8 protein-coding genes, 1 tRNA gene and 2 rRNA genes are annotated in these 12,782 nt (G+C 53.0%); 5 read left to right on the forward strand and 6 right to left on the reverse strand.

What is annotated here, in order from left to right; translation table 11 throughout:
- Window positions 1-322: 322 nt before the first annotated feature.
- The 4 genes from ACR3FC_RS11095 (at window position 323) to ACR3FC_RS11110 (ending at window position 5,733) form a co-directional block, all read left to right on the forward strand.
- Window positions 323-3,152: ribosomal RNA gene (locus ACR3FC_RS11095) — 23S ribosomal RNA — on the forward strand.
- A gap of 179 nt (window positions 3,153-3,331) precedes the next feature.
- A 5S ribosomal RNA gene (gene rrf / locus ACR3FC_RS11100) occupies window positions 3,332-3,446 on the forward strand.
- Between the two features lie 120 nt (window positions 3,447-3,566).
- A tRNA-Met gene (locus tag ACR3FC_RS11105) sits at window positions 3,567-3,643 on the forward strand.
- A gap of 698 nt (window positions 3,644-4,341) precedes the next feature.
- Complete coding sequence (locus tag ACR3FC_RS11110; protein WP_480474872.1) at window positions 4,342-5,733, forward strand: hypothetical protein; 1,392 nt, start codon at window positions 4,342-4,344, stop codon at window positions 5,731-5,733.
- Window positions 5,734-6,240: 507 nt separating this feature from the next.
- Here the strand turns inward: ACR3FC_RS11110 and ACR3FC_RS11115 are convergent.
- The 4 genes from ACR3FC_RS11115 to ACR3FC_RS11130 all read right to left on the reverse strand — a co-directional run bounded on the left by ACR3FC_RS11115 (window position 6,241) and on the right by ACR3FC_RS11130 (window position 8,889).
- The gene (locus tag ACR3FC_RS11115) at window positions 6,241-7,389 is read right to left on the reverse strand and encodes a hypothetical protein (RefSeq protein ID WP_480474873.1); all 1,149 of its coding nucleotides are present in this window, start codon (window positions 7,387-7,389) and stop codon (window positions 6,241-6,243) included.
- Window positions 7,390-7,576: 187 nt separating this feature from the next.
- On the reverse strand, window positions 7,577-7,795 hold the full coding sequence (locus ACR3FC_RS11120; RefSeq protein WP_480474874.1) for a hypothetical protein: 219 nt from the start codon (window positions 7,793-7,795) through the stop codon (window positions 7,577-7,579).
- A gap of 122 nt (window positions 7,796-7,917) precedes the next feature.
- Entirely contained in the window at window positions 7,918-8,157 is a 240-nt protein-coding gene (locus tag ACR3FC_RS11125; RefSeq protein WP_480474875.1) for a helix-turn-helix domain-containing protein, read from the reverse strand.
- Between the two features lie 120 nt (window positions 8,158-8,277).
- On the reverse strand, window positions 8,278-8,889 hold the full coding sequence (locus ACR3FC_RS11130; protein WP_480474876.1) for a hypothetical protein: 612 nt from the start codon (window positions 8,887-8,889) through the stop codon (window positions 8,278-8,280).
- A gap of 396 nt (window positions 8,890-9,285) precedes the next feature.
- Between ACR3FC_RS11130 and ACR3FC_RS11135 the strand changes: the two genes are divergently transcribed.
- Entirely contained in the window at window positions 9,286-10,134 is an 849-nt protein-coding gene (locus tag ACR3FC_RS11135; RefSeq protein WP_480474877.1) for an ankyrin repeat domain-containing protein, read from the forward strand.
- Window positions 10,135-10,277: 143 nt separating this feature from the next.
- Here ACR3FC_RS11135 and ACR3FC_RS11140 read toward each other — a convergent pair whose 3' ends face one another.
- Window positions 10,278-11,012 carry a hypothetical protein gene (locus tag ACR3FC_RS11140; RefSeq protein ID WP_480474878.1) on the reverse strand — a complete coding sequence of 245 codons (735 nt, stop codon included), beginning with the start codon at window positions 11,010-11,012 and terminating at the stop codon, window positions 10,278-10,280.
- A gap of 294 nt (window positions 11,013-11,306) precedes the next feature.
- The gene (locus tag ACR3FC_RS11145; protein ID WP_480474879.1) at window positions 11,307-12,491 is read right to left on the reverse strand and encodes a tyrosine-type recombinase/integrase; all 1,185 of its coding nucleotides are present in this window, start codon (window positions 12,489-12,491) and stop codon (window positions 11,307-11,309) included.
- Window positions 12,492-12,782 lie beyond the last annotated feature (291 nt).

Below are 12,782 nucleotides of genomic sequence, written 5' to 3' on the forward strand. Positions count from 1 at the left end.
GTTTGGGTCTAGCCGGCCCGGGATGCGTATCGCGACTGAAACGAACAGAGTTGTCCAAGTCAAATATACTAACCCGAGCGACCTGCGTTGATCAGCTGCACGGCTGGGAGACCATATGGGGTTGCTCAATTGTCCTCGTCCAAGTGGCGGGGGCGGGAAATGTATGTTTTTGGTTCAGAAGAACGATCGCCTTTAGTTACCAGCTGGGTGATCACGATCGACATAGTCGAAGCCTGCAGGCCGAAAGGTCGAAAGGCTTCACGCGCTCAAGTAGCCGAATAGGCGGTAGCGCAAGATGTTATGTCTTTCTTTTTCTGGATCAAATCAAGCGCGAGAAGGGCGTTTGGTGAATGCCTTGGCAGCAAGAGGCGATGAAAGACGTGATACTCTGCGATAAGCCATGGGGAGCTGAGAATAAGCTTTGATCCATGGATTTCTGAATGGGGCAACCCACCTGAATGTTTGTTATTGTTGGCACAGCTGATCAATAATGAGCATGAACAGGTACTTAAGACCTGAATACATAGGGTTTTAAGAGCAAACCCGGGGAACTGAAACATCTAAGTACCCGGAGGAAAGGAAATCAATTGATACTCCCCTAGTAGTGGCGAGCGAACGGGGACCAGCCGAGCCGTGAGTGTGAATAGAACCTGTTGGGAAGCAGGACCATAGAGGGTGACAGTCCCGTATATGAAGCATGATCGGACGTATTAAGTAGGGCGGAACACGTGAAATTCTGTCTGAAGATCGGAGGACCACCTTCGAAGGCTAAGTACTCCTTGCTGACCGATAGCGAACCAGTACCGTGAGGGAAAGGTGAAAAGCACCCCGACGAGGGGAGTGAAACAGTACCTGAAACCGAACGCCTACAATCAGTCGGAGCCTCCTTGCGGGGTGACGGCGTACCTTTTGTATAATGGGTCATCGACTTGGTCTCACGAGCAAGCTTAAGCCGTTAGGTGTAGGCGTAGCGAAAGCGAGTCTTAATAGGGCGAATGAGTTCGTGGGATCAGACCCGAAACCGAGTGATCTAGGCATGGCCAGGTTGAAGGTAAGGTAACACTTACTGGAGGACCGAACCCACATCCGTTGAAAAGGATCGGGATGAGCTGTGCCTAGGGGTGAAAGGCCAATCAAACTCGGAGATAGCTGGTTCTCTGCGAAATCTATTTAGGTAGAGCGTCATCCGAATACCCCGGGGGGTAGAGCACTGGATGGGTAATGGGGCCCCACAGGCTTACTGATCCTAACCAAACTCCGAATACCCGGGAGTACTAGATGGCAGACACACTGCGGATGCTAACGTCCGTAGTGGAGAGGGAAACAACCCTGACCTACAGCTAAGGCCCCCAATTCATGGCTAAGTGGGAAAGCAGGTGGGACGACCAAAACAACCAGGAGGTTGGCTTAGAAGCAGCCATCCTTTAAAGATAGCGTAACAGCTCACTGGTCTAAATAAGTTGTCCTGCGGCGAAGATGTAACGGGGCTCAAGCCATGAGCCGAAGCTTAGGATGCCGTAAGGCATGGTAGCAGAGCGTAGTGTGACATAAGACTTATCCTCTTTAGTGTCTTTCGGGGCACCTTGGAGGATCGAGTCTTTTCGATGAAGCCGGCCTGTGAGGGATCCGGTGGAGAGATCACTAGTGAGAATGATGACATGAGTAGCGACAAAGAGTGTGAGAGACACTCTCGCCGAAAGTCCAAGGGTTCCTGCTTAAAGCTAATCTGAGCAGGGTAAGCCGGCCCCTAAGCCGAGGCCGAAAGGCGTAGGCGATGGGAACTAGGTTAATATTCCTAGGCCAGGAGGATGTGACGGATCACAGGTGTAGTTCAATCTTATCGGATTGATTGGGCTGCTGAGTGGTTCCTGGAAATAGCCCTCCATCAGACCGTACCCTAAACCGACACAGGTGGACTGGTAGAGCATACCAAGGCGCTTGAGAGAACGATGTTGAAGGAACTCGGCAAAATACCTCCGTAAGTTCGCGAGAAGGAGGCCCGGTTCCTAGGCAACTAGGGGCTGGGGGCACAAACCAGGGGGTGGCGACTGTTTATTAAAAACACAGGGCTCTGCGAAGTCGCAAGACGACGTATAGGGTCTGACGCCTGCCCGGTGCCTGAAGGTTAAAAGGAGAGGTGAGAGCCTTGAATTGAAGCCCAGGTAAACGGCGGCCGTAACTATAACGGTCCTAAGGTAGCGAAATTCCTTGTCGGGTAAGTTCCGACCTGCACGAATGGCGTAACGACTTCCCCGCTGTCTCCAACATCGACTCAGCGAAATTGAATTGCCTGTCAAGATGCAGGCTTCCCGCGGTTAGACGGAAAGACCCCGTGCACCTTTACTACAGCTTCGCACTGGCATCAGGATTGTGATGTGCAGGATAGGTGGTAGGCTTTGAAGCAGGAACGCAAGTCCCTGTGGAGCCTCCCTTGAGATACCACCCTTCGCACTCTTGATGTCTAACCGCGGTCCGTTATCCGGATCCGGGACCCTGCGTGGCGGGTAGTTTGACTGGGGCGGTCGCCTCCTAAAGCGTAACGGAGGCGCGCGAAGGTTGGCTCAGAGCGGTCGGAAATCGCTCGTTGAGTGCAATGGCAGAAGCCAGCCTGACTGCAAGACTGACAAGTCGAGCAGAGTCGAAAGACGGCCATAGTGATCCGGTGGTCCCGAGTGGAAGGGCCATCGCTCAACGGATAAAAGGTACGCCGGGGATAACAGGCTGATACTGCCCAAGAGTCCATATCGACGGCAGTGTTTGGCACCTCGATGTCGGCTCATCTCATCCTGGGGCTGGAGCAGGTCCCAAGGGTACGGCTGTTCGCCGTTTAAAGAGGTACGTGAGCTGGGTTTAGAACGTCGTGAGACAGTTCGGTCCCTATCTGCCGTGGGTGTAGGAGACTTGAGAGGAGTTGCCCCTAGTACGAGAGGACCGGGGTGAACGATCCACTGGTGGACCAGTTGTCGTGCCAACGGCAGTGCTGGGTAGCTATGATCGGACAGGATAACCGCTGAAGGCATCTAAGCGGGAAGCCCCCCTCAAAACAAGGTCTCCCTGAGGGCCGTGGAAGACCACCACGTCAATAGGCCGGAGATGTAAGCGCAGTAATGCGTTCAGTTGACCGGTACTAATCGCCCGATAGGCTTGATTTGATCCAGTAATGGAAAGACAAATCAAAGACATACACACCTTGAGTTGGATAGCTGTGTCGCGCCAAGCGACACTGTTGATTGACATAACAACCGTGCAGGAACGCGCATCCGCTTCGCGAATACGCTGCCTCCTGCGCGTCGCCTTTGCAAAGCAAAAGAGCGACGGGGATTTTCCTCGGTTTGGTGGTCATAGCGCAAGTGAAACACCCGGTCCCATCCCGAACCCGGAAGTTAAGCACTGCCGCGCCAATGGTACTTGGGCTTAAGCCCCGGGAGAGTAGGTCACCGCCAAACCTAGTAAAATCCCCAATCTCTCAACACGATGATAAGAACACTACCCGGTCTCAAGCAGCCGAATAGGCGGTAGACCAAAAAAGACCTCAAGTAGCGTAAGCGGTAGGTCATCAAAAGTGTCGCGGGATGGAGCAGCCCGGTAGCTCGTCAGGCTCATAACCTGAAGGTCGTAGGTTCAAATCCTACTCCCGCAACCAAATATAACACACAATATCAATTACTTATCCACCGCCTCAGGGCGGCGTTGCTATTTGTGCCACAGCCCGTGGAAGCACTGTGGAAGCAAGCGAAACGTAAAAGAAGTGTGTTGAACGGGCAACAGAAGAAGCTTACGCAAATCCAAGCAATTGGTCGCGAGGAGCCCTGAGCTGACGTCGATCGCACTTCGGTCTTTTGCAAGTGCGGCATGATGGCTCGGCCCAGAGCCGACCTTGACAATGCTCCCCAATCGCTGTGGCGCGGCCCGCCAAAGGAGACGTTCGCTGCAAGCGCAAATTATTGGTCCCGTGAATGTGAGCAGTGCGGGACAGAGCAGCCAACCAGGATCAACTCAGCTGCATAGTAAAAATCCAATTCCGAAGGTACGCGCCTATCGAAATTCTGCATCGCAGCCTATCAATTCCACCGTTCGCCGCACCTGCTTGATTCTGCTCCAGCTCAAATTCCACAGTGCAGACTTAGCCTCCGTTAAGCATAATATCGCACCTGCCTGATGTCCAAGTGGTTGCCATGTGTATAGGTACGTCACTTAACCTCAGGCAAGTTCGCAAGCATGCTCTTATCATCACGGCCCACTTTCAACTGTTGAGGTTGGAGCGGGTTTCACATGTAGTTTGCTTGAGATAGAAAGCTGGGTATTTAAGGATTAGGTACTGGCACGGCTCATCAATTGTTGTTGAGATCCACAGCAAAACGTACTGAGAAAAACCAGACGCAAAGCCAGGTGCGCACCACGAATGCGATGAGAGATGAATTTATGTATAAAAAAACGCTATTTATGCACATAGGGGCCCCGAAAACCGGAACCTCCGCGTTTCAAACTTATTGCGCCGAGCACTCTGACATTTTATTCGAAAAACATGGTCTCTTATACCCTGATCTTTCCAACAACTTCCATATTGCCGCTAGTGGTGGAATAACCTCAGGTAATGGATTACTCATAGCCAGTGTTTTTCTAAGAGAAAACAAGAATACTATCGACGCCTCCGAGGAGGGTCTTCGACAGCTTGACGCTGCAATGAGCCTTTTGCGAGGAGATGAGTGTCGAAAGCTCTTGATTAGCTCAGAGGATCTATTTCATCTTTCCCCAGACGACTTTTTGGCCCTATCAGAGAAATGCCGTCAGGTGGACACTAGGCTACACCTTATTTGCGCGGTTCGGGACCTGCTGCCGTGGTTGGCTTCGATTTATGGGCAGCAAGTTAAGCAGCATGGCCGAACCGATGATTTCGAACGCTGCGCTCCGAATTTGCCGATCAAACTAAGCAATATAGCTGCCATATCGAAAGCAGCAAAAGAGACCGATGCCTTCACTCTTACGGTTTTAAACTATGCTGATATCCGGCAAAATATTGCGCAAGGCCTGCTGAAGCCTATGAATATCAATCACTTCGACGCTCTACCACAGACTGACTTAGCTTCAGTGAATCGCAGTTTGGACACCTGTGAATTGGCGCTGATGCGTAGTGCAAATGCGGCGTTAAAATTGCGACCACCAAACGAAGGCGCCGCTATTTCCGAAGCGCTTATCGTTTCAGACCCGGCTCGCAAGGGCGCAAACCTTCAATTGCCTGAAGGCGCCGCAGATCAGGTTTGGCAGAAGCACAAGGATAGCGTTGACTACATCAATCAAGTTATTTCTGGAGCGCCCATAGGACTAGGACGAAACACTAATTTACAGAAACCAAAAGCCGAAGTGGAAGAGTTTTTTCAAGATTTGATCGAACGACAGACTATTGTGCTTTTGGGCGCAATGAAAATCGAAGTTCGGAAACAGATAGATGATTTCTCTCGATTACAGAATTCTATGCAACGATCGGCGCTAGGTTCTATAGAGGCTCGCTTGTCTTCTGTGGCCGCCGGATTGCAAATTCAAGCTAGTGGAACTCAATCGGCTCGGGAAAGCGTGCAACAAAATCGACCACCCTCAAAATTGGCAAATAGACTGATTAGATTAGAGGTTGTAATTCTTGGTTGCTTGGCAGCGCTGCCATTTTTCTCCAATCGCCAACGGCAGAAAATTCTCAAATCACATGAAAAAAGGAAGGATTACCTCGAGGTAAGATAATGGAGCTACTGGTGCACCATGATAAATCCGATCGTTTCGTGGCAGTCACAAATTATCGGATCAACGCACAGCACAGTGACTAGGCGCGACCAAAGCACTGTGTGCACTCAATTACTCTGGCATTCTCTCTGTCCTCCAGCTTTTGCCTTCCAGCCTAGCTGCTTGTTCCTTGCGGCTCCGAGTTTAGATCAAGCAGCCAGTTGGAGACTGAGCACAACGGTTGCGTGATTCTCCAAATTTGCATCGAACAGCTGCCTTTTTGAGAGCTGAGCTCTGGGTTTTGCACGCGAGTGTGCGGTTTGGGTTTTCTTTGTGGTTGGCTAGAGGCATCTTGCCGGTTTCCCTTGGAAACAACTCGATCTAACGCGATCTGAATGTCCACTCGCTATAGCCTGAATCCGCCAGAGCGCGATTGCTGAAAGTGTCTGTTTTCCGCCCTCCCGGTGGATGGCTTTGCGCTTGCAGTAGACTATTCGCACATGCAGCGAATGTCAGCTTGGTGGCCTCTCAAGACAACCGATACTTTCCGCGCGCCTTGGAAAGCCGTTCTTCGAGTGGGGTGGCATACTCTGCAACGAGCCGAGCCAACACGTCGGAGTGACTTTCCAAAAAATCACTAAAATTGTGCGCACAAACGTCTGAAATTGCTGCGCGCGTGACGAACAATCCTGCAAGCTGGGCGTCCAGTTCACGCATCTTGGCAGTTCGGTTGGCTTCCATCACGTTGCAGGGCAAAACGCCCGCACAGTTTTGTAGCAAGTCGTTGCCAACCACAGCCTCAAATTGGCGCCAAAGCTCGTGTGTGGGCCAACGGGCGCGGTTTCCGTCTGCGGTCGGCATGCAGTAGCGAATGCGCCCCAGCGCGTCTGTGAAGGCGTCTCCGATGATGTCATGGACATCCTGCCAGTTTCGCAACTCGAATCGGTTGCGCAATTGCTTGGAGCCAAGGCGCATTTCAAAGCGCCAGACCTGACTTGTGTCCCTGTCGGCCAAGTCAAGCGGTAGCTTCCCGATGGCGTCCAGTGCCGCGTTCCAGATGGTCAGCCAGCCCATCTTGTTCTGCTGGATCACTTCTGCCCGCTTGTCATATATCGCCAATTGCCGGTTGGCGACGGCCCCGGCACGCAGGCCAACAACACGCGCCCCGCTGGAAACCGTCGCAGTTTTATCAACACCAGTGTATTCCGTGATTTTGGTACCCGGCGGAACAACCAAGGCTTCGCGGTTCGGTTCAAACCAAGGGGCCAAGATGTCCACTGCAAAGTCAGCCCGTGCGACCCGTAATTGCGTTTCCACGTATTTGATCCCGAATGCTTCCATGCAGTCGCGAAAGTGTTGCTCCGCCCTCTCAAGGCCGCCTGTGGCGAGACCAAAAGCGCGGAAATCGACAGTGATGCCGGGATTGTTTGGAATGCGGTCTTGCGGGTCTTGGAACAGCCACACAGCCCCATGGTCGCCAGTGTGAGCGGTGAAGCCGCGCGCGCCCTTGCTAGTCACATTCAACGACACTGAGCCGAATTCTAGAACGCAATCGCCATAGGTTTCTTTGGCATGTTGCTTGGCGGAGGCCAATTCGTCGCGAAAGTTGTCTGGGATATCCGCTTGGATAGTGAATTTCAGCCCATCAAACCCGGAATGCAGGATTGTTGCCTCCATTTGCGCTGACCTTCGCTTTCGTATTCGTGGAGGGGGGTGTTACAAGACCCCCCTCTATCGCGGCATGCCCTGCCGCTGGGATAATTGGCAATGTGGGGAAAAGATTGCGGGGGCTTACGCCCCCTGAGTGCCTCCGGCGGGGCAGCATTTGTTTTGGGGCCGGAGCGAAGCCGCTCCGGTGCTGCCACTACCTGGCATTGGTTTGACGGCCAATCCAGATTTCGGCGCGCTCCGCGCATTTGGCGATATTGAGCAGGTCCGAATGGTGGAAGCTGGTCGAACTCCGCCATTCGCCGGTATCGGTCTTGTAAGAGCGGGACATATCGACCGAGTAGAAGCCATCATTGTCCCAGATGGTTGCGGTGATCAGGCCAATCTTGAATTTCTGTGCTGGCTGGTTTGCCATGGTTCAGTGTCTTTCTGTTGATGTTTGTGAAAAGGGGCGCAGGACCGTTTCGCCCGCGCCCCGTCAGAGCCATTCCGGCCCCAAAATCCCGCACGGCGCTGCCAACCCCGTGCGGGCAAAACTCAGACTTGCGAGGTGTTACGGCGGCGGCGACCTTCGGCCCAAATGCGCAGATCGCGACGGCGGTAGCGAACTGACCGGCCCGGTTTGTAGAAGGAAGGGCCAAAGCCTGTGACGCGCCATTTCTGCATGGTGCGCACGCTTTGGCAGAGATAGTCTGCTGCCTCGGTCTCAGTGATAAATCCATCCCAATAGTCTGATGTGGGGATGATCTGCTCGGTGGCGATTGCCTGCTGTTGCATGTTGTTCGTCCTTTCAGTGCAAAATGCTATGGGGCGAACATAGGAGCGCTTGGGTGCGAATTTCGAGCGAAACCGCTGGACGAATTAACCGCGAATCTGAACAACAATTCGTTCAGTAGGCTAAGCGCGCTCACGGATGCAATCTTTTAACTCCCTCATGACGCGCGACGTTGGAATGCTTGGATCGACTTTCCGAAATGCCTCAGTGCAAAAGCGAGCGGCGTTTGTTATCGGCTCGCCTGACGAAGTAACGTCCCGTGTAAACGCCTGACTGGTCGTTCCATTCCAAAGATCAGCGATGTTACGCATCCATAGACGCAACCCGTATGAGCGGACTTGTCCGGGTCTTCCTTTCGGGAGGTTGGCGCTCTTGTTGCTGGCTGCGATTTCCAATCCTTCAATCACTGAACGCAGCGCTGGAACATCCAAAATCACGCAAGGGACACCAATTTCCAGATGCTTCAAAGACACCGCCAGAGAGGGCTCGCTTGGGGCGGCTAATGATCCAGTAATACTTTTCTCCGCGTCACTATCAGCGTGCCTGTCGAGTTCCGACTGTGCTTTCCATGACAACTGCTCAAGTGAAGATTTCAGCCGATTGGCTTGTTTCGCTATGTCCTTCAGCTCGCGCGCAACGTCGCTGTTTCGAGGAAGGTTCTCAAATTTCGCAGTTTCCCAGCGGTACATAGCAGCGCTGTGTTCAAGTTTTTCCGTGAAAACCCCGATGTTCACAGGGTAGAGCTCCCCAACTTCACAAAGGTTTTGAACGTCGTTGGCATCGTATGTGTCTTTGTAGAATCTTGGTGGAACTACTTGGTTTTCGGGTACGATAAGTATGGGACTGCCTCTTCTATCGTGGACGAGCTTAACCGGGTTCCGATTCTTCTTATCTGGGTTTGCCTTTTATCGGGTAAGGCATGCGTCTGGTAGGTATGACGAGGCGCAAAGTATAGCCACTAGTTTGAGAACGGGCGCATACTGCGGTGTAACCCAATGTTGCGCTAACTAGAGGCTGACAGGCCAATCGCGTGAAAGTCTGTTATGCGGACAAAGCGGCCACTCTTTGCAAGAAATGAAATTGACGACTAGTTGTGGTATTAAGGCTCCCACAACCGGGGGGATGCCGCAATGAACAGAACTTGGAAAACATTCCTCGCGGGGGTGGCTGCGCTATGCGCCACCATGTCGACAAGTTCCGCTGAAATGATCCACTTGATGGCTCGAAAAGGCGATGTCGCAAAAGTTATGTCAGAAATCGAAAAAGGAGTGCCGGTGGATCTGCCGAGCACCACAGGCGCTCGTTTTGAAGGTTCGTCACCACTCGTAGTAGCATCTCGGTTCGGTCGTACGGACGTGGTCGCGGCCCTGTTGGAGGCTGGGGCCGACCCAAACTACTCTCTTCCCAATGCTGAGTACGAAAAAACTTTTGCATACCCAATCCATGTTGCGTCAAGCAACGGACACACAGAAGTTGTTCGATTGCTTTTGGAAGCCGGTGCTGATCCAACTGTCGTGGATCCTTGGCTTGGGACAGCACTGCATTTCGCCTCGTTGCGTGGGCACGACGAAATCGTGACCATCCTATTGGATGCTGGCGTACCTACAAGTGCAAGTATCCCTAGTGTGAAGCACTTGATTGGTAATGCCGATAGGGGCCGAGGAGAAACTCTGGCAGGTGCCTGCAAAGCCTGTCACAGCCTGGAGAACAATGGGCAAGTTCAAGCCAATGAAGGTCCGCCACTTTGGGGAGTTCTCGGGCGCACCATTGGCTCGTACGATGGCTACGAGTACTCGACGGCTTTCTCAGCGACTTCAGGTGTCTGGGACTACGACAATCTCAACTCGTTTCTTGGGCGTCCACGAGAATACATTCCGGGAACAAAGATGGACTTAGATGGAGTTTGGGTTGATCAGGATCGCGCAGACTTGATTTCTTACCTCCGGACACTCGATGAAAACCCGGTCGCATTGCCTTAACAACCAATCGAAATTGAGCGTAGGATACGTGTTGGTGAGGTCAGAAGCAGCCATCAGAAAGAGCTCGTTGGGCGTCTGCTTTGCGGACTTAGCCGCCATCCGCTACTCGTTGCATCGGTAGCGGGATTTGCGGTCGAAGCCCTTCAAATGCCCGACCGTCTGTTGGTTTGTCTTAGGCTTCCATAAAGTAACAGCGCCAGTACAGCGATAATGGCCAGTTCAAGGCTCCAATTCTTTCGGTAATAGCCAACTACGGCTTGCTTCTTATCCGAGGGTTTCAGGCCATATCCACTGAACGGCTTGACATCGCTGTGGACCTCAAACCACGCTCTTTCACTCTGCTCGCTCGTCCGCAGAGAACTTCGTCCTCGAAACTCAGCACGTCCCCAACCGTTTTCGTCGGGATTTTGGCACACAGCACAATACCATCCTTCTTGTTCTGCGGATTTTAGCAAGTTGTCGTATAGCTCCGGAGCCGAACTCTCACTTGCGAAGGTCACGCGGCTTGAGCCATCTGGACTAAACTTCCAAGTGACGTTTGACCTGTCATCCGGAAGTGAAAAGGGCGAGCCGCGCATGGCAACTTCAAGGTAGCCAGCGGCAAGTGGTCCGAAGGAAACAAAAAGCACGAGGCCAAGTGTTTTCATCGGCGGCAGTGGCGGCACTCTTCCCGCCTTGGCAAACGATTGGCCTACTGCAAGCCCAACCACAATTAGCACAATGAAGGCTAGAATACCCATCGCACCGAAAGAGAAAACCACTATCAGGCCGAACAAGTACGACCTCAATGACAGAAGAACAAAGAGGTTTACCCCTGCCGCGCCGCCCACCAAACTACCAACTACGTCAGGCGACCATCGGCCCTTATTATCTTTCACGAAGTACGCCAAATGCGGCCTCGAGCTATTTCATGCAGAGAGCCTATTTCACCTTCCTCCCGACGTGTCATGACACACATCAATCGTAGCATAAAAACAGTGTCCGCTTCGGGCTCAGACCCGTCATTCGAGAAATCGGCTTGAGGCGTAGCTTTACCCTCCCCGGGGTATACCCGGCCCCGCGTATACCCCGGGGAGGGAGGAAATCCCTATGTAACGTATTGTATACGTAGACGCCCTACGTAATGTAGCCCGCCTATGTATACGTTTATGGGGCCGGTCCCGCAAAATGCCTTACCTAACTAGGCGCAGCCCATGGCTGGGTTCCTGCGCACCGACGAATGTGTTGAGCCGCGCGGCGTTTTCTTCCGCCGCTCGCCGTACCGGATCATCAGCCAGATGCGCATACCGCATCGTGGTTTGAATCTGACTGTGACCTAGCAGCCGACCGACCATCTGGATTGGCATGCCCGACGACACGGCATTCGACGCATAGGTGTGGCGTAGGTCATGAATACGAACATCATTCAAACCGGCCCGCTTACGTATACGACGCCATGGTTTTTGCAGGTCGGTCGCGTAATGGCCGGGAACTGCCCCGGCTATAACGTAAGTGTTGTCAGGAAGCCGTGGCAGCGCGCTCAGAACCGCTCGGGCCGCTTGGGGCAGGGGAATCCGCCGCGCGCCTGTTTTGGTGTCTGGAAGCTCCATTCCGGCGTCTGTGATGAAGGACCATTGCAAGGTTTGGATTTCACCAAGGCGGCATCCAGTCAGGATCAGTAATCGGAAGGCAGCGACAACAAAGGGCGTCTCCGATCCATCCTGCTCCGAATCCGTCAGAGCCTGTCCGAGTCGTTGCAATTCGTCTGGGCTCAGAAACCGTTCTCGTTTCTCTTCGCGGTACTTCGGGACATGGCGACAGGGGTTTGATCCGTCAGGCCGCAAGCCCCAGATTTCCGCGAGATTGAACATCTTGGACAACACGCCCAATGTCCGATTGGCTTGATAGGGTTTGCCCCGAAACTTGTGGTGCAACTCGGCTATGTCTTTTCGTTCCACATCGACCACTTTAAAGCTGCCAATGGCCGGAACAATGAATAGGTCGATGGCCCTGCGGTATTCCCCTTGGGTGGACGGCTTGCAGCGCTCCTTGACGTGAGAGTCAAAGAACCGCTCACACAGGGCAGCGACCGTGGGCGCACGGCGATGCTGTGCAATCTCTTCGGCTGGGTTCTCGCCCTTGGCGACTTGGCCCATCAGTTCCTTGGCCAGTTTCCGCGCCTCGTCGACAGTGATCTTGCCATGTCGACCGATAGAAACGCGCCGTGTCCGTCCGCCTTTGCGATACTGAGCTTGATAGGTCTTGGCCCCGGAGGGCATAACGCGGACCCCAAACCCGGCTATCTGGCTGTCCCAGACAAAGTAATCTTTCGCCTCAACAGGCAGGGCTTCTACGGCACGTTTGGTCAGTTTGGGCATCCCTCATCCTTTCTCTGTCATCGCCCCGTGGAAGCATTGTGGAAGCAACTGGAAGCGGTTCATGGCGTAAGAGGTAGGAATGGAGGGTGGCGGTCGTCAATAATAAATAAACAATTACAATAAGATAGGGTGAGTCAGCGTTTTGGGGCGTAGTTGGTGCAGGTGGGTGTAAGCTATCTCATAACCTGAAGGTCGTAGGTTCAAATCCTACTCCCGCAACCAATACTTCCTAGTCAGATATCAAACACTTAGCCTTGCATAACGCAGGGCTTTCCGCGTTTAGGACATCCT

The sequence above is a fragment of the Ruegeria sp. AF3 genome (genome assembly GCF_056536285.1).